The following is a 16,605-nucleotide window of genomic DNA, read 5'->3' as shown; positions in this document are numbered from 1 at the left end:
ATAATGCCAAGGCCTAGTGTCCTCCCATCGAACGCGGCCTTGGCCGCCAACCTGATGGGAGACTAAAAATGACCAACCAAATCAATAAGGTAGCTCTGGTGACGGGTGCCTCGCGCGGGATCGGCGCGGCGGTTGCCGAGCGCCTCGCCAAGGACGGCTTCACCGTCGTCATCAACTACTCCGGCGACGCCAAGCCCGCCCAGGCGGTGGCCGACAGGATCGAGGCCGCCGGCGGTCGGGCGCTGACCGCGAAGGCCGATGTCAGCGACGCCAATGCGGTACGAGGCCTGTTCGACGCGGCGGAAGCGGCGTTCGGCGGCGTCGACGTGCTGGTCAACAATGCCGGCATCATGAAGCTCGGCAGGATTGCCGACAGCGACGACGCGGCCTTCGACCAGCAGGTCGCGGTCAACCTGAAGGGCAGTTTCAACACCATGCGCGAGGCGGCACGCCGGCTGCGCAACGGCGGACGCATCGTCAATTTCTCGACCAGCGTCGTCGGCACCAAGCTCGAGACCTACGGCATCTATGTCGCGACCAAAGCCGCGATCGAGTCATTGACCGCGATCCTGTCCAAGGAATTGCGCGGCCGCGGTATCACGGTGAATGCGGTCGCGCCCGGCCCGACCGCGACCGATCTGTTCCTCAACGGCAAGTCAGATGAGCTGATCGACCGCTTCGCCAAGATGGTCCCGCTGGAGCGGCTCGGTACGCCTGACGACATCGCGAACGCCGTGTCGTTCCTCGCCGGTCCCGACGGCTCCTGGATCAACGGCCAGACCCTGCGTGCCAACGGCGGCCTGGTCTGACGCCCTCACGCCTTCACGCCAACTCTCGTTCAACCCGCCATCACAAGGATACGTGTCATGAAACAGGTCATCGTCATCACCGGCGCTTCAAGCGGCTTCGGCCGCCTCACCGCCAACGCGCTCGCCAAGGCCGGCCACACCGTCTACGCCTCGATGCGCCACACCACCGGCCGCAACGCCGCCGCGGTCGCCGACATCGAGGAGTTCGCCCGCGACAACAAGGTCGATCTGCGCTCGCTCGAGCTCGACGTCGGCTCGCAGGCTTCGGTCGATAACGCAATCGCGCAGATCGTCACTGAGGAGGGCCGCCTCGACGTCGTCATCCACAATGCCGGCCACATGGTGTTCGGCCCGGCGGAGGCGTTCACGCCCGAGCAACTCGCCGAGCTCTACGACGTCAATGTGCTCTCGACCCAGCGCGTCAATCGCGCGGCGCTGCCGCAACTGCGCAAGCAGGGCAGGGGACTTGTGGTGTGGGTGTCGAGCTCTAGCTCGGCCGGCGGCACGCCGCCCTATCTCGCGCCATACTTCGCGGCGAAGGCCGGCATGGATGCGATGGCCGTGATCTATGCCCGCGAGTTGTCACGCCGGGGCATCGAGACCTCGATCATCGTGCCCGGCGCCTTCACCGGCGGCACCAACCACTTCGCGCATTCCGGCCGTCCGGCCGATCAGGCGCGGGTCGCCGAGTATGAAGCCGGTCCCTATGCCGGCTTCGGCGACGAGATCATGAAGGCATTTTCGGCGATCGTGCCCGAAGATGCCGACGCTGGCTCCGTGGCCGATGCGATCGTTAAGGTCGTGGACACGCCGTTCGGCAAGCGGCCGTTCCGCGTCCACATCGATCCGACCCAGGACGGCGCCGAGGTCGCCTTCGGCGTGATCGACCGCGTCCGCAACGAGATGCTGCACCGGGTCGGCTTCTCCGACCTGCTCAAGCCGCGGGTGAACAAGTAGCTCGGCGCACTGTCCGCATCAACGATGAGGATAGTGCCACACGCACTATCCATCACCGTCATCCTGAGGTGCGAGCGGAGCGAGCCTCGAAGGGTGCACGGCCCCGATGCTGCCGCGCGGCCGCAGCGGGGCCGTCGACCCTTCGAGACGCGCTTCGCGCTCCTCAGGGTGACGGGCAGAGAGTTCCTCACGCACCGTCGACGCGCTCGCCATTCAGCCACTGCATGATCTCCGCATTGATCTCGCGCGGATAGGTGTGGCTGAGATCGTCGATCTCGCGATAAATCACCTTGGCGCCGGCCGCCGACAGCAAGCCTTGGGTCTGCCGCGCGGTTTGCACCGGGAACATCCAGTCGAGCCGGCCATGGGTGATGAAGATCGGCAAGCCGCGCAGCCGTTCCGCATCGGCCATCTCGGCCATCAGCGGATGGAAGGTTGCAGCGACCGGCGCCAGATGCGTGAAGCGCGAGGTGCCGTCGAGCCCGCTCACATAGCTGAACGTGCCGCCGTCGCTCATGCCGGTCAGCAGCATGCGCGTCTCGTCGATCCGCCAGCGCGCGCGCACCTGGTCGATGATGCGGTTGAGGTTCGGCGTGTCGGTGTCGTCGCCCATCAGCGCCCAGGTCTGGCCGGTTGCGGTCGGCGCCACCAGGATGGCGCCGCGGCTGCGCGCATCGCGCAGCCAGCTCCACAGGAAGCCGCGGCCGTTGCCGCTGCCGCCATGCAGCGCCATCACCAGTGGCCAGGCGCGATCCGGCGTGTAGTATTCGGGCACATACATCGAAAAGCCGCCGCGGCTGCCCGGCTCGTTGCGCTCATGGAAGATGCCGGTGTCGGCGTTGGGTATCGCCGCGAGCTTCGCTTGCAGGCCGGCGTCCTCGCGCAAGTCGGGCGCGATGAAGAAGCCGCTGACCGGCGGCAGCTCAGTCAGCGGATAGAGTGCCTCCTGCGCGCGCGGCAGATAGCGCAGCGCGCGGAATACGCTGACCAGATCGCCTTCGCCATTCTGCACCGCGCGCAGGCCCGCATAGCCGGCCAATGCCGGCTCGATCGCAGCTTCCAGCGCGGTCTTGATGTGCGCGAATTTCTCCGGCCAATCGGCAAGCCGCGGCCGCACCGCCTGCAAGGCCTCCTCGGGCTCGCCCGCGATTTGCATCACGCGATCGAAGTCCGGCGGGTTGAGGTTGCGCGCGACAAAGGACAGCGATTCCAGGGTCTGCAACAGCGGCGGCAGCACCGCCACGATGTCGTCAACCACGGCCTCGCTCATCGTTGCTGCCTCTCTTCTTTCTCTTAATGCAGCCGCGGCGCCTTCAACAGCTTCATGCGGTCGATCGAGGTCAGCGTCACGTCGAAGGTGACGCCCTCATGGTAGATCGTCAGCGGCACGTCGACGCCGGCCGCGCCGAGCGACCAGAGTTTTCTGTAGAAGCCGGTCTGGCTCGTCACCTTGTCGCCGTCGACCGCGAGGATCACGTCGCCGGTCTTGAGTTCGGCGCGCGCCGCCGGTCCCTTGCTGGCGACACCGACCACCACGAGACGGTTGTCGATCTCGGTCGTGTACATGCCGAGCCACGGCCGCGCCGGCCGGTCGACACGGCCGAATTTGCGCAGATCGCTCAGCACCGGCTTGAGCAGATCGATCGGCACGATCATGTTGACATGCTCGGCGCGGCCCGAGCGCTCGCGTTCGAGCTGCAGCGAGCCGATGCCGATCAGCTCGCCGGCATTGTTGATCAGTCCGGCGCCGCCCCAGTTCGGATGCGACGGATGGGTGAAGATCGCCTCGTCGAGCAGGTATTCCCAGTAGCCCGCGAACTCCTGCTTCGCGGCGATCTGGCTTGCGACCGAGCGTGTGCGGCCGCCGGCGCCGCCGAGCACGACACTGTCGCCGACCTGCGTTCCCGCCGACGAGCCGATCGGCAGCGGATTGATGTCGAGCTTGCCGAGTGCCTGCACCAGGCCGAAGCCGGATTCGAAATCGAAGCCGAGCGCGTGGCCCTCGACCGCGCGGCCGTCGCCGAGATGCAGCCACACCGTGGCGGCTTCGGTGATCAGATAGCCGATCGTCAGCACCAGCCCGTTGTCGATCAATACGCCGTTGCCGGTGCGCTCGGTGCCGAGCGTCTCGGCGCTGAACGCGTCAGGCGGAATGATCGAGTGCAGCCCGACCACGCTCATCAGCGCACGATCGAGGTCATAGCGGTAATCTTCGGGACGGGGCTGAAAGGCCGCTGGCACTTTCCATTCGGTGGTGGAGGGCATCCGGGATCTCCTGGCGTGCAGCGTGCTGGAACCTCATGGTAGTCCGAGGTTCTGCCGGCAGGGAAGATGGAATGATATACCTTGCGCGGCGGCCTGCACAGCTCATCTGGCGTGCAGACCTGCCCCTCGCAAGATCAATTGAACCTATTCGCTTTTTGAAGCGCGATGAGGTCGGGTTGAATCGTCATCGCGCTTTAGCTTCTTGTTTGGACATGATCTTTTCGGAAAACCGCTTCGCACTTTTCCGGATCATGCCTTCGCGCGTGCCGGCATGATGCGGAAGGCACGGTCCTCCTTGATCCACGCGGCGCGCTCGTCGCGCAGCATGGTGCGGCGAACCTTTCCGGAATCATCGCGCGGCGCCGTGCCGACGCGCTCGAAACTTTCCGGATGCTTGTAGCGGCTGAGCCGGTTCTTCAGGAAATCGCTCATGCCGTCGGCGATCTTCTGCGCATCGGCGCTGTCGGCGAGTTCGAGGATCGCATGCACGCGCTGGCCGAATTCCGGATCGGGCAGTCCGACCACGACGCAGGAGCGCACCTCGGGATGTTCGCTCACCGCGGCCTCGACCTCGGCCGGATAAATGTTGGCGCCGCCGCGCAGCACCATGTCGGCGAGCCGGTCGCCGAGATAGAGATAACCTTCTTCGTCGAGCCGGCCGATATCGCCGAGCGATTCCCAGCCGTCGGTGCGCCGCTTCGGTGTGGCGCCGAGATAGTGATAGGTCGAGCCGGCGCCGTCATTGGGCAGGAAGTAGATCTCGCCGGTCTCGCCGGGTGCGACGTCGTTGCCGTCCTCGCCGATGATGCGCAAGCGCGCGGTCTCGCCGATCTTGCCGACCGAGCCCTTGTGCGCCATCCACTCGACGCCTGAGATCACGCAGGCGCCCTGCCGCTCGGTGCCGCCATAGAGCTCCCAGACCCGCTCCGGCCCGAGCCATTCGATCCACTTCTCCTTCAGCCAGGGCGGCATGGGGGCTGCCATATGAAACACGATCTGCAGGCTGGAGACGTCGTAGCGTTTGCGCACCTCCTCGGGCAGCGCCCAGATCCGGTGCATCATGGTCGGCACGAAGTTGACCCATTGCACGCGCTCTCGCCCGATCAGCCGCAGCGTCTCCTCGGCGTCGAACTTCACCATGCCGGTCAGCCGCCCGCCGCCGAACAGCGCGGCGTGCGACAGGATGAAGGGCGCGTTGTGATACAGCGGGCCCGGGTTGAGCACCGACGCCTCATGTGGCATGCCGAGCAGAAGCGGCGTCGTGGTTTCGATCACGGCAGGGCTGTGATCGAGGATCACCTTCGGCCGCCCGGTCGAGCCGCCGCTCGTCATCGCCTTCCAGTAGCGCGCGACCGGTGCATCGAGCGGCTCCCCGGAAAATCCCTCCGGCACGAAATCCACCGGCAGCGAGTTCGGCGCGTTCCAGTCGGCTTCGCCGCCGACCACCAGCGACGGTTTCAGGATATCGAGCACTGCGGCGGCCTCGCCGCGCGGCAACCGCCATGACAACGAGGTCGGCGTCGCGCCGCATTTCCACACCGCAAACGTGGTCTCGAAGAATGCGTTGCTGTTGGGCAGCCCGATCGCGACGAAGTCGCCGGGCTTGACGCCCTTGGCGGCAAAGGCGCGCGCCCGCGCATTGGCGCGGCGCTCGAGCTCAAGCCAGGTCAGCGCATCCGAGCCGTGACTGACGGCGATCGCGTCTGCGGGCTTGCGTTCGGCATACCAGCGCGGCACGTCGGCGAGGGGGATCAGCATGGGGCGTTTCCGAAGGACTAAGGCGGCTTGAAGCGCTCTTGTTGCAGGGATGTGGCCAGGGCCACGGCTGCCACTTCACCAACTATGCGGTCTCCGTGTCAAGCCAATGGCTGCCAGGGCGGCCGGTATCCCGCTGATGGAATTGCGGAATCCTCGTTCGATAAAAGCCGGGTCAAGATTCCGGTAAAGTTCAAGCGATCGCGCTAAGCCGGACTTTACGGGGCGACGGCATTGTGGCCCGTGCGGTTGTGTGCCGGGCGCGTCGATCGACCTGCGCGGCCTCCATTTTTTTCAAGGACCAATGTCTTCAAGGACGACGACGATGGCGAGCAATGGAGCACGGATCAAAATCAGTCGCGAGCCGCGGCGTCAGCTCAATAATCGTGCGGCGTGGATCTCGGTCGATGACGGCGTGACCGAGAACGCCTGCGCCGTGGTCGATATCTCGCCCGGCGGCGCCAAGATCACGACCGAGGTCGAGTTCGACGTCAAGGATCGCCTTGCGCTGACGCTGCTCGCTGATCACGCCAAGCGCTACCCCTGCGAGGTGGTCTGGCGTCGCGGCAAGACCTACGGGCTCAAATTCGTCACCGCCGACGCCGAGCCGGACGAACCGGCCGCGGAGGCGGCTGGCGCGATCTAGCGCTGCGCCTCAGCGCCCCTGCGCGCTGTTGGCATTGCCGGTTGTGTTCACCGAACCGCCGGGAGCGGCCGGCGCCGCACTGAAATTGCCGCCGGACGACGGTGCATAGCGCTGACCGCTCTGGGCTGGAAGCGCAGTGCCGCCCACGCCGCCCGGCGAAGCGGCGCGATCTCCGGGCCGCGGCGGGGGTGGGGAGCCCCCCGTGCTTTGCGCGAGAAGCTGGGCCGGCGCGAGGGTGAGGCCGGCGGCGAGGATGATGGCGAATTTGTTTCTGAACATGGGGTTAGTCCGGATGGTACGGTGAGGCTCCCGCGGTGGCGAGGTCCGCCAAGCCGCTCGATTGCGTCTCCAATAACGTAAGCGGTGCTGGTCCCGTTCCCAGAGGCTTCCGCCAAACCGCAAAGCAAATATCCGTGTGGTGGATCTCGGCAGCGGTCAGGGGGCCGCGTCGGCCCGGCTAGCCCCGATAGCGCAGTGCATCGACCAGCAGCGCGAACGCCGGCGAAGATTGCCGACGGCTCGGGTAATAGAGGTGATAGCCGGGAAACGGCGCGCACCAGTCGTCGAGCACCTGGACCAGTTGGCCCCTGGCCAATTGCGCCTGCACCTGATCCTCGGCGACATAGGCAAGCCCGAGCCCGGCCAGCGCCGCCTTGATCCGCAGCGCGGTGCTGTTGAACACCAATTGTCCGTCGACGCGGACCTTGATCGGGCGTCCGCGCTTCTCGAATTCCCAGGCATAGATGCCGCCAAAGGTCGGCAAGCGGATGTTGATGCAGGCGTGCTGGGTCAGGTCCTGCGGCCGCTTCGGACGGTCGCGCCGCTTGAAGTAGGACGGCGCCCCGACCACCACCATGCGGAAATCCGGCGCGATCCGCACCGCGATCATGTCCTTCGCCAGCTGCTCGCCGAGGCGAACGCCGGCGTCAAAACGTTCCGCGACGATGTTGGCGAGACCGTTGTCGACGGTCAGTTCCACCTTGATGTCGGGATAGCGCGGCAGGAACTTTTCCAGCGCCGGCCACAGGATGGTCTCGGCGGCGTGCTCGCCGGCGTTGATGCGGATGGTGCCGGCCGGCTTCTCGCGCAGCGCGTTGAGGGCAGTGAGTTCGGCCTCGATTTCCTCGAAGCGCGGGCCGACGCTCTGCAGCAGCCGCTCGCCGGCTTCGGTCGGCGCCACGCTGCGGGTCGTGCGGGTCAATAGCCTCACGCCCAGCCGCTCCTCCAGCGCGCGCATGGTGTGGCTGAGCGCCGATTGCGACACACCGAGCTGCGCCGCCGCGCGGGTGAAGCTGCGCTCGCGCGCCACCGCGAGGAAGGCGATCAGGTCATTGATGTCATGCCGCGCCATTGATGAATCCAGCTCATAAGTCCATCCCGATTTTTACGTCTAATAGCGCGTGGGTGCACGCCCTAAATCCCGCAGCGGCAGGTTCCAGTCCTTTGATGCGGAGAGACATCATGCAGAAGCGCAAACTCGGTAACAGCAATCTGGAGGTATCGGCGATCGGCCTGGGCTGCATGGGCCTGAGCTTCGCCTATGGCCCGGCAGTCGAGAAGGCCGCGGGCGTCGCGCTGCTGCGCGGCGCCGTCGAGCGCGGCGTCACCTTCTTCGATACCGCGGAGGTCTACGGTCCCTTCGTCAACGAGGAGCTGGTCGGCGAGGCGCTGGCGCCGGTCCGCAACGACGTGGTGATCGCCACCAAGTTCGGCTTCGATATCGGCTCCATGGCCGAGCGCCACCGCTCGCTGAACAGCCGGCCCGAGCACATCAAGGCGGTCGCGGACGCTTCGCTGAAGCGGCTGAACATCGATGTGATCGATCTGTTCTATCAGCATCGGGTCGATCCCAACGTGCCGATCGAGGATGTCGCCGGCGCCGTGAAGGACCTGATTGCCGCCGGCAAGGTCCGCCATTTCGGCCTGTCGGAGGCCGGCGTGCAGACCATCCGCCGGGCGCACGCGGTGCAGAAAGTCACGGCATTGCAGAGCGAATATTCGCTGTGGGAACGCGGACCGGAAGCGGAGATCCTGCCGGTGCTGCAAGAGCTCGGCATCGGCTTCGTGCCGTACAGCCCGCTCGGCCGTGGCTTTCTCACGGGCGCGATCAGCGCGTCGACGACGTTCGCCAGCGACGACTTCCGCAACCTCGTGCCGCGCTTCACGCCGGAAGCCCGCCGCGCCAATCAGGCGCTGGTCGATCAGCTCGGCCGGATCGCCGCCGGCAAGAGCGCAACGCCGGCCCAGATCGCGCTGGCCTGGCTGCTGGCGCAGAAGCCATGGATCGTGCCGATCCCGGGCACCACGAAGCTCAATCGGCTCGAGGAAAATATTGGCGCTGCGCGGATTGAATTGAGCTCCGCCGATCTCGCCGACATCGGCAAGGCCGTCGCCTCAGTCGAGGTGCAGGGCGCACGTTATCCGGAGCAATTGCAACAGATGGTCGGACGCTGAGGCGAGCCACACACGCAGTGTCGTCCCGGCGCAGGCCGGGACCCATTACCCCAAATGCGCGTTGTTGCGCGACGCTGAGGCCACAGCCCTCTTCAAAACACAACCCGGTGGTTATGGGTCCCGGCCTTCGCCGGGACGACGGATGGTTGGTGCCGGGCTGGTTGGCTGCCGCGGCACTACCTCTCCGTCAGCTTCAGCTCAATGCGGCGGTTGCGCTTGTAGGCGTCTTCGGTCTGCGCGGTGTCGAGCGGCTGGAATTCGGCGAAGCCGGCGGCGACCAGGCGCTGCGCCGGCACGCCGAGCGAGACCAGATACTGCACCACCGAGATCGCGCGCGCGGAGGACAGCTCCCAGTTTGACTTGAACAGCGGGCTGTTGATCGGCCGCACGTCGGTGTGGCCGTCGACCCGCAGCACCCAGGCGATTTCGGCCGGGATCTGCTTGTCGAGATCGATCAGCGCGCTCGCGACCGTATCGAGCTCGGTCTTGCCTTCCGGCAGCAGCGTCGCCTGGCCGGTATCGAAGAATACTTCGGACTGGAACACGAAGCGGTCGCCGACGATGCGGATATCGGGGCGGTTGCCGAGGATCGCGCGCAGCCGGCCGAAGAATTCCGAGCGGTACTTCGACAATTCCTGCACCCGCTGCGCCAGCGCCACGTTGAGGCGCGAGCCGAGATCGGCGATGCGGTTCTGCGATTCCTTGTCGCGCTTTTCGGAGGCGTCGAGCGCCTCCTCGAGCGCGGCGAGCTGGCGGCGCAGCGCGCTGATCTGCTGGTTCAGCACCTCGATCTGCGCCAGCGCGCGCGACGACACGCTCTTCTCGGACTCCAGCGCCTTGTTGAGCTCGTTGGCGCGGCCTTGCGCGTCGTTGTCGGAATTGGCGAGCCCCTCATAGAGCCCCCTCATGCGGTCGCGCTCGCCCTCGGCAGAGGCGAGGCCGGCGCGCAGCTGCGACACCTGGTCGTCGAGCGTCAGCTTGGAGAGCTTCTCCAGCGACAACAGGTCGTTGAGCTGGGCGATCTTGGCGTTGAGCTGCTCCAGCGCCTTGTCCTTACCGGTGACCTCCTGCGACAGGAAGAACTGCACGACCAGGAACACCGACAGCAGGAACACGATCGACAGCACCAGCGTCGACAGCGCGTCGACAAAGCCGGGCCAGTAGTTGAAGCCGGATTCGCTGCGGCGCGATCGGGCGAGGGCCATTCGGTTTCCCTTCATCTAGAGCGTTTTCAAGCGAAGTGGATACCGGTTCGCATGAAGAAAACGCGTCAAAACAAGAATCTAGAGCCCCGTTCCGATTTCATCGGAGCGGATGGGGCTCTAGCGTCGTCAGTCCTGCGGCGCGTGGCAGACGGCTTCGATATTGTGACCGTCGGGATCGAGGACGAAAGCGCCGTAGTAGTTTGCATGATAGTGCGGCCGAATTCCGGGGCGCCCGTTGTCCCTGCCGCCGGCCTTGATCGCCTCGTCATAGAAGCGATCGACGGTGGCGCGATCGCTTGCCGTGAAGGCGATGTGGGCGCCGGTCTGTGGCGTAGCGCGCCGGCCGATCCAGAAGAAGGCCTTTGGACGCACCCCATAGCCCGCAAACTCGGCACCCTCGGCATACAGGCGGATGATGCCGAGAGGACGCAAGGCCGCATCGTAGAAGGTCTTGGACCGCTCGATATCGCTGATGCCGATGGTCACGTGATCCAGCACGTTGGCCTCCGTGGCTCAGCTCTTCTCGGGCTGGCGGGCGAGGCGCTCGAGCAGCCGCTTGATCTCGCGGTTCTGCTCGCCCTGGCCGTCGGCCCATTCGCGGATCATCTGCTGCTCGGTGCGCATATGCGCAACCAGCCCCTGGATCGCCTCGGCAAGATTGGCCATCGCCGCCGTGGTGCTGCGACCGCCGCCGCCGGCGCCACCTTCCTCGAACGTGGCACGCAGCCGGTCGATCGCGCCCTGCAGATCGGCACCGCCGCCGCCTGCGCCGACACCGTCGCCGGAAATGCCGCGCACGGTGGTGGCGAGCCAGTCTTCGAGGTCGGTGTAGAAGCGGTTCTGGGCCTGGCTCGATTGCAGATCGAGGAAGCCGAGGATCAGCGAGCCGGCGAGGCCGAACAGCGAGGACGAGAACGAAATGCCCATGCCGCCGAGCGGCGCGGCAAGGCCCTCCTTCAGCGTATCGAACAGCGCGCCGGCGTCGCCGCCGACCTTGAGGCCGTCGATCACCTTGCCGACCGAGCCCACCGTCTCGATCAGGCCCCAGAAGGTGCCGAGCAGGCCGAGGAAGACCAGCAGGCCGGTCATGTAGCGCGAGATGTCGCGGGCTTCATCGAGGCGGGTTGCGATCGAATCGAGCAGATGCCGCATGGTCTGCTGCGAGATCGACATCCGCCCGGTGCGCTCGCCGCCCAGGATCGCGGCCATCGGGGCCAGCAGGGTCGGGCGGCGTTCGATCGCAAGGCCGGGATCGGCGATGCGGAAATTGTTGACCCAGGCAACCTCGGGATACAGCCGGATCACCTGGCGGAACGCCAGGATGACGCCGATCAGCAGCACAGCGCCGATCAGGGCGTTCAGCCCGGGATTGGCGAAGAAGGCGGTGACGATCTGCTTGTACAGGACGACCCCGACCAGGCCGCAGAGCACCAGGAACACCAGCATCCGCACCAGGAAGATCCTGGGCGAGGACAGCTTGCTCAGTTCGATCTCCATCTCGGAGCGGGAAGGGGGCATTGCCGGGTCATCCGTTCGCGAAGGCCGCATCTGCCAGCAATATGGCACAGCGGCGGAGTGAGGAAAGCCGAATCCAAAGGCTGTCAGCAGAACCCTGGGGTTGAGAGCGGCAGAGTGTTGCCGCTTTGCGCAGCATTCCGGCGCTTCGGCGCATCAGCCTGTTCAGAAAGTGCCAATCCCACGCGCGGGTCGCGAGACGAGTTCGGGTTGCACGCATCGCCGGGCGAGGCGCGCCGTGATCGGCGATTCGCGCGCGGCGCATTACGAATTTGCAATCTGCGGCATTCCCGCACAGGCAAAAGGCGTGTTCCCGTTTACGCAGTCCTTAACGCATTCCCACAGCCTGCGACGGAACCCGCTCACAATCCGGTGAGTCGACAAAACATGACGCGAAATCAGGGTGATAGGTTTGTGTGACATTGAGCCGCCCGGCAAACGCATTGCGTCGCAGCAAGCGAGATTTATTTTAGCGACAGGCGCGGTGTCGGTGTGACGCCGCCTTTCGTTTATTCCAACCCACAGAGGCGATCATCCCAATGTCTGGACTTCGCGCGCAATCGGCATGCATTGCTCTGATGCTGGCCGTGACGGCGCCACTGCTTGCTGGCTGCAACGAACCGAATTCCGCGACCGCCGCCGTACAAGCACCCGAGCCGGACGTCAGTGTCGTCACTGTGAAGCAGCAGGCGCGCGCGATGGTGCGCGAGCTGCCGGGCCGCATCGCGCCGACCCGTGTCTCCGAGGTGCGCCCGCGCGTCTCGGGCATCGTCGTCAACCGCATGTTCCACCAGGGCAGCGAGGTGAAGGTCGGCGATCCCCTGTATCAGATCGATCCGCGTCCGTTCGAAGTCGAATTGCAGTCGACCGAGGCGGCGCTCGCACGTGCCAAGGCCGTGCTCGAGCAGAACTCGCTGCAGGCGCGCCGTATCGCCACTCTCACCAACCAGCGTGCGACCTCGGAGGCCGAGAACGAGAAGGCGATCGCCAACCTGAAGCAGGCCGAAGCCGACGTGCAGGGCCGCGAGGCCGACGTCGCGCGTGCCAAGCTCAATCTGGACTATGCGACGATCCGCGCGCCGATCGACGGCATCATCGGTGCTGCCGTCATCAGCGAAGGCGCGCTGGTCGTGCAGAACGACGCCGCGAGCCTCGCGACCATCCAGCAGCTTGATCCGATCTATGCCGACTTCCAACAGTCCGTCACCGAAATGAACCAGCTCCGCCGCGCCTTCGAGAACGGCGACCTCGACCGCATCGAGTCCGACGCGATGAAGGTGCGTCTCGTGCTCGACGACGGCTCGATCTATCCGCTGCCGGGCAAGCTGCTGTTCTCCGACGCCAAGGTCGACGCCCATACCGGGCAGGTCACCCTGCGCGGCGAGTTCCCGAATCCGAATCGAGTCCTGCTGCCGGGCATGTATGTCCGCGTGCAGATCGAGCAGGGCATCGACACCGATGCGATCGCCGTGCCGCAGCAGGCGATCCAGCGCAATGGCGGCGGCGGCAGCGAGGTGTTCGTCGTCAAGGACGACAATCACGTCGCGGTGCAGCCGGTGCGCACCGGCTCGCTGCAGGGCGGTTCATGGTTTGTGACCGAAGGTCTCAAAGCCGGCGACAAGGTCGTCGTCGAGGGTTTCCAGAAATTCGCCGCCGGCGACAAGGTACGGCCGCTGGCCTGGCGTGACATCGACGCCGCTGCGGCACCGGATTCGCAGCAGACCGCGCACGCGGTGAAGTGATCCGACATGCCCAATTTCTTCATCGACAGGCCGATCTTCGCCTGGGTCGTCGCGCTGTTCATCTGTCTGGTCGGCGCGATCTCGATTCCGCTGCTTGCGGTCGCGCAGTACCCGATCATCGCGCCGCCCTCGATCTCGATCTCGACGAGCTATCCCGGCGCGTCGCCTGAAAACCTCTACAACAGCGTCACGCGGCTGATCGAGGAGGAACTCAACGGCGCCGCCAACATCCTGAACTTCGAATCGACCTCCGACTCGCTCGGCCAGGTCGAGATCATCGCCAACTTCAAGCCGGGCACCGACACCAGCCAGGCCTCGGTCGAGGTGCAGAACCGCCTCAAGCGCGTCGAGGCGCGGCTTCCGCGCGCTGTGATCCAGCAGGGTATCCTGGTCGAGGAAGCCTCGTCCGCCGTGCTGCAGATCATCACGCTGAACTCGACCGATGGCTCGCTGGATGAAGTGGGCCTCGGCGACTTCATGATCCGCAACGTGCTGGGCGAGGTGCGCCGCATCCCCGGCGTCGGCCGCGCCACGCTCTATTCGACCGAGCGGTCCCTGCGCATCTGGATCGATCCGGCCAAGCTGGTCGGCTACGGCCTGTCCGCCGACGACGTCAACAAGGCGATCACGGCGCAGAACGCCCAGGTCGCCTCGGGCAGCATCGGCGCCCAGCCGAGCACCGACACACAGACAATTTCCGCGCAGGTCCTGGTGAAGGGCCAGCTGTCATCGCCCGACGAGTTCGGCGCGATCATCCTGCGCGCCAACCCCGACGGCTCGACGGTCCGGCTGCGCGACGTCGCGCGGATCGAGATCGGCGGCCTCAGCTACCAGTTCAACACCCGTCTCGACGGCAAGCCGACCGCCGGCCTCTCGGTGCTGCTGTCGCCGAAGGGCAATGCGTTGGCGACCGCGAGCGCGGTCGAAGCCAAGATGAAGGAGCTGTCGCGCTTCTTCCCGGCCAATATCTCCTACGAGATCCCCTACAACATCACACCCGTCGTGAAGGCCTCGATCGAGAAGGTCCTGATGACACTGGTCGAGGCGGTGGTGCTGGTGTTCATCGTGATGTTCCTGTTCCTGCAGAACATCCGCTACACCATCATTCCCACCATCGTGGTTCCGGTGGCGCTGCTCGGCGCCTGCGCCACGCTGATGATCGCGGGCTTCTCGATCAACATGCTGACCATGTTCGGCATGGTGCTGGCGGTCGGCATCCTGGTCGACGACGCCATCGTAGTGGTCGAGAACGTCGAGCGCATCATGGCGGAAGAGGGTCTGCCGCCGAAGGAAGCCACCAAGAAGGCGATGTCGCAGATCACCGGCGCCATCATCGGTATCACGCTGGTGCTGATGGCGGTGTTCGTGCCGATGGCGTTCTTCCCCGGTTCGGTCGGCATTATCTACCGCCAGTTCTCGGTCACCATGGTGGCGGCGATCGCGTTCTCGGCGTTGCTCGCGCTGTCGCTGACGCCTGCGCTGTGTGCGACCTTGCTCAAGCCAGTCGAGAGGGGCCACGGCCATGCCCGCAAGGGCGTGTTCGGCGCCTTCAACCGCGTGCTCGACCGCAGCCGAGCCGGCTATGTCAGCACCGTGCAGGCCGGGCTGAAGCGCACCGGCCGCCTGATGCTGATCTATCTCGTGCTGTTCGCCGGCGTCGCCTACGGCTTCGTGCGGCTTCCCGGCGGCTTCCTGCCGGTCGACGACCAGGGCTTCATCACGACCGACGTGCAGACGCCGTCGGAGTCGTCCTATGCGCGGACCGAAGCTGCGGTCGAGCAGGTCGAGAAGTACCTGAAGAATCGCGCCGGCATCGAGAACGTCACGTTCCTCACCGGCTTCAGCTTCCTCGGCCAGGGCATGAACACCGCGCAGGCCTTCATCACGCTGAAGGACTGGTCGGAGCGCGGCGCGAAGGATTCCGCCGCGGCCATCGTTGCCGATATCAACCGCGACCTGTCGTCGACGATCCGCGACGCCAGGATCTCGGCGCTGCAGCCGCCGCCGATCGACAACCTCGGCAACTCCTCGGGCTTCTCGTTCCGCCTGCAGGACCGCGGCCAGAAGGGCTATGCGGCGCTGATCGCGGCGTCCGACCGCCTGATCGCGGAGGCCAACGCGAGTCCCGTGTCGCAGAAGGTCTATGTCGAGGGCCTGCCGCCGGCGCCGCAGGTCAATCTGATGATCGACCGCGAGAAGGCGGGCGCGTTCGGCCTCACCTTCGAGGACATCAACAACACGATCTCGACCAACCTCGGCTCGAACTACATCAACGACTTCCCGAACCGCGGGCGGATGCAGCGCGTCATCGTGCAGGCCGACAAGACCAGCCGCATGAACGCGGATGACATCCTGAATTACAATGTGAAGAACAGCCGCGGCCAACTGGTGCCGTTCTCGGCCTTCGCCACCATCGAATGGTCGAAGGGACCCACGCAAATTGCGGGCTTCAACTACTATCCGGCGGTGCGCATCTCCGGCGAGGCGAAGTCAGGCTTCACCTCGGGCGATGCGATCGCGGAGATGGAGCGGCTTGCCGACAAGCTGCCGCGCGGCTTCGGCTATGAGTGGACCGGCCAGTCGCTGCAGGAGAAGCTGTCGGGCTCGCAGGCACCGTTCCTGCTCGCACTCTCGGTGCTGGTGGTGTTCCTGCTGCTCGCCGCGCTCTATGAGAGCTGGACCATTCCGCTCGCGGTGCTGCTCACGATTCCGCTCGGCATTCTCGGCGCGGTGGTGGCGGCAACGATGCGCGGCCTGTCCAACGACGTCTATTTCACCGTCGGCCTGATCACCATCATCGGTCTCGCCGCCAAGGACGCGATCCTGATCATCGAGTTCGCCAAGGACCTGCGCGCGCAGGGCAAGCCGCTGGTCGAGGCGACCATCGAGGCGTGTAGCCTCCGATTCCGTCCGATCCTGATGACCGGTCTCGCCTTCGTCTGCGGCGTGCTGCCGATGGCGATCGCGACCGGCGCCGGCGGCGCCAGCCAGCAGGCGCTCGGCACCTCGGTGATGGGCGGCATGATCGCCGTCGTGATCCTCGCGCTGCTCTTGGTACCGGTATTCTTCGTCAGCGTGCAGCGCGTGCTGGCGGGAGATCGCGAGAAAGCCCCGGCGAATGCCGAGGTCTATGGCCCGCCCGCGCCGGCCAGGATGGGTCATTGATGTTCGAGATCGGTGGCGCCTTGCTTTCGCAAGCCGGCCAATCCAGATTGCATCTCTGGATTGAACGGGGGGCGTGGAGGCAACCCGGGAAT

General features: G+C 65.6%; 14 protein-coding genes. 6 read left to right on the top strand and 8 right to left on the bottom strand.

Features of this window, described 5'->3' with window-relative positions:
* Positions 1-68: 68 nt before the first annotated feature.
* A complete protein-coding gene (locus ACE103_RS37985; RefSeq protein WP_375777169.1) occupies positions 69-809 on the top strand; it encodes an SDR family oxidoreductase in 741 nt (246 codons plus the stop codon).
* A 57-nt stretch (positions 810-866) separates the two neighbouring features.
* Positions 867-1,766, top strand: coding sequence for an SDR family oxidoreductase (locus tag ACE103_RS37980; protein ID WP_375777168.1), 900 nt, complete (start codon positions 867-869; stop codon positions 1,764-1,766).
* 187 nt (positions 1,767-1,953) lie between these two features.
* On the opposite strand, the gene ACE103_RS37975 is transcribed toward ACE103_RS37980, so the two are convergent.
* The 3 genes from ACE103_RS37975 to ACE103_RS37965 all read right to left on the bottom strand — a co-directional run bounded on the left by ACE103_RS37975 (position 1,954) and on the right by ACE103_RS37965 (position 5,789).
* Positions 1,954-3,036 (bottom strand): phospholipase, encoded by a 1,083-nt coding sequence (locus tag ACE103_RS37975; protein ID WP_375777167.1) that lies wholly within the window; start codon positions 3,034-3,036, stop codon positions 1,954-1,956.
* A gap of 23 nt (positions 3,037-3,059) precedes the next feature.
* Positions 3,060-4,031 (bottom strand): S1C family serine protease, encoded by a 972-nt coding sequence (locus ACE103_RS37970; RefSeq protein WP_223966758.1) that lies wholly within the window; start codon positions 4,029-4,031, stop codon positions 3,060-3,062.
* A 249-nt stretch (positions 4,032-4,280) separates the two neighbouring features.
* The gene (locus tag ACE103_RS37965; RefSeq protein ID WP_375777166.1) at positions 4,281-5,789 is read right to left on the bottom strand and encodes an AMP-binding protein; all 1,509 of its coding nucleotides are present in this window, start codon (positions 5,787-5,789) and stop codon (positions 4,281-4,283) included.
* A 322-nt stretch (positions 5,790-6,111) separates the two neighbouring features.
* On the opposite strand from ACE103_RS37965, the gene ACE103_RS37960 reads away from it, so the two are divergent.
* Positions 6,112-6,432 carry a PilZ domain-containing protein gene (locus ACE103_RS37960; RefSeq protein ID WP_375777165.1) on the top strand — a complete coding sequence of 107 codons (321 nt, stop codon included), beginning with the start codon at positions 6,112-6,114 and terminating at the stop codon, positions 6,430-6,432.
* Between the two features lie 9 nt (positions 6,433-6,441).
* Here ACE103_RS37960 and ACE103_RS37955 read toward each other — a convergent pair whose 3' ends face one another.
* Both ACE103_RS37955 and ACE103_RS37950 read right to left on the bottom strand, forming a co-directional pair.
* On the bottom strand, positions 6,442-6,711 hold the full coding sequence (locus ACE103_RS37955) for a hypothetical protein (RefSeq protein ID WP_375777164.1): 270 nt from the start codon (positions 6,709-6,711) through the stop codon (positions 6,442-6,444).
* 178 nt (positions 6,712-6,889) lie between these two features.
* The gene (locus tag ACE103_RS37950) at positions 6,890-7,783 is read right to left on the bottom strand and encodes a LysR family transcriptional regulator (protein WP_375777163.1); all 894 of its coding nucleotides are present in this window, start codon (positions 7,781-7,783) and stop codon (positions 6,890-6,892) included.
* A gap of 110 nt (positions 7,784-7,893) precedes the next feature.
* Here ACE103_RS37950 and ACE103_RS37945 point away from each other — a divergent pair, with 110 nt between their 5' ends.
* Entirely contained in the window at positions 7,894-8,886 is a 993-nt protein-coding gene (locus tag ACE103_RS37945) for an aldo/keto reductase (RefSeq protein ID WP_375777162.1), read from the top strand.
* Between the two features lie 176 nt (positions 8,887-9,062).
* Here the strand turns inward: ACE103_RS37945 and ACE103_RS37940 are convergent, their stop codons facing one another.
* The 3 genes from ACE103_RS37940 to ACE103_RS37930 all read right to left on the bottom strand — a co-directional run bounded on the left by ACE103_RS37940 (position 9,063) and on the right by ACE103_RS37930 (position 11,609).
* The gene (locus ACE103_RS37940) at positions 9,063-10,091 is read right to left on the bottom strand and encodes a peptidoglycan -binding protein (protein WP_375777161.1); all 1,029 of its coding nucleotides are present in this window, start codon (positions 10,089-10,091) and stop codon (positions 9,063-9,065) included.
* 126 nt (positions 10,092-10,217) lie between these two features.
* Entirely contained in the window at positions 10,218-10,589 is a 372-nt protein-coding gene (locus tag ACE103_RS37935; protein ID WP_375777160.1) for a VOC family protein, read from the bottom strand.
* Between the two features lie 15 nt (positions 10,590-10,604).
* The gene (locus ACE103_RS37930) at positions 10,605-11,609 is read right to left on the bottom strand and encodes a flagellar motor protein MotA (RefSeq protein ID WP_375777159.1); all 1,005 of its coding nucleotides are present in this window, start codon (positions 11,607-11,609) and stop codon (positions 10,605-10,607) included.
* 536 nt (positions 11,610-12,145) lie between these two features.
* Between ACE103_RS37930 and ACE103_RS37925 the strand changes: the two genes are divergently transcribed.
* Positions 12,146-13,348: an efflux RND transporter periplasmic adaptor subunit gene (locus tag ACE103_RS37925; protein ID WP_375777158.1), complete on the top strand. Its 1,203-nt coding sequence runs from the start codon at positions 12,146-12,148 to the stop codon at positions 13,346-13,348.
* Positions 13,349-13,354: 6 nt separating this feature from the next.
* Positions 13,355-16,513: a multidrug efflux RND transporter permease subunit gene (locus tag ACE103_RS37920; RefSeq protein WP_375777157.1), complete on the top strand. Its 3,159-nt coding sequence runs from the start codon at positions 13,355-13,357 to the stop codon at positions 16,511-16,513.
* Positions 16,514-16,605 lie beyond the last annotated feature (92 nt).

It is taken from the genome of Bradyrhizobium sp. ma5 (assembly GCF_042258955.1).
GTDB lineage: Bacteria > Pseudomonadota > Alphaproteobacteria > Rhizobiales > Xanthobacteraceae > Bradyrhizobium.
This window is presented reverse-complemented; position numbering and strand designations above follow the sequence as displayed.

What these genes read in the sequence shown, in the direction of transcription:
- ACE103_RS37985 (WP_375777169.1), top strand. Translation starts at nt 69, where the DNA reads ATGACCAACCAAATCAATAAGGTAGCTCTGGTGACGGGTGCCTCGCGC.
- ACE103_RS37980 (WP_375777168.1), top strand. Translation starts at nt 867, where the DNA reads ATGAAACAGGTCATCGTCATCACCGGCGCTTCAAGCGGCTTCGGCCGC.
- ACE103_RS37975 (WP_375777167.1), bottom strand. Translation starts at nt 3,036, where the DNA reads ATGAGCGAGGCCGTGGTTGACGACATCGTGGCGGTGCTGCCGCCGCTG.
- ACE103_RS37970 (WP_223966758.1), bottom strand. Translation starts at nt 4,031, where the DNA reads ATGCCCTCCACCACCGAATGGAAAGTGCCAGCGGCCTTTCAGCCCCGT.
- ACE103_RS37965 (WP_375777166.1), bottom strand. Translation starts at nt 5,789, where the DNA reads ATGCTGATCCCCCTCGCCGACGTGCCGCGCTGGTATGCCGAACGCAAG.
- ACE103_RS37960 (WP_375777165.1), top strand. Translation starts at nt 6,112, where the DNA reads ATGGCGAGCAATGGAGCACGGATCAAAATCAGTCGCGAGCCGCGGCGT.
- ACE103_RS37955 (WP_375777164.1), bottom strand. Translation starts at nt 6,711, where the DNA reads ATGTTCAGAAACAAATTCGCCATCATCCTCGCCGCCGGCCTCACCCTC.
- ACE103_RS37950 (WP_375777163.1), bottom strand. Translation starts at nt 7,783, where the DNA reads ATGGCGCGGCATGACATCAATGACCTGATCGCCTTCCTCGCGGTGGCG.
- ACE103_RS37945 (WP_375777162.1), top strand. Translation starts at nt 7,894, where the DNA reads ATGCAGAAGCGCAAACTCGGTAACAGCAATCTGGAGGTATCGGCGATC.
- ACE103_RS37940 (WP_375777161.1), bottom strand. Translation starts at nt 10,091, where the DNA reads ATGGCCCTCGCCCGATCGCGCCGCAGCGAATCCGGCTTCAACTACTGG.
- ACE103_RS37930 (WP_375777159.1), bottom strand. Translation starts at nt 11,609, where the DNA reads ATGCCCCCTTCCCGCTCCGAGATGGAGATCGAACTGAGCAAGCTGTCC.
- ACE103_RS37925 (WP_375777158.1), top strand. Translation starts at nt 12,146, where the DNA reads ATGTCTGGACTTCGCGCGCAATCGGCATGCATTGCTCTGATGCTGGCC.
- ACE103_RS37920 (WP_375777157.1), top strand. Translation starts at nt 13,355, where the DNA reads ATGCCCAATTTCTTCATCGACAGGCCGATCTTCGCCTGGGTCGTCGCG.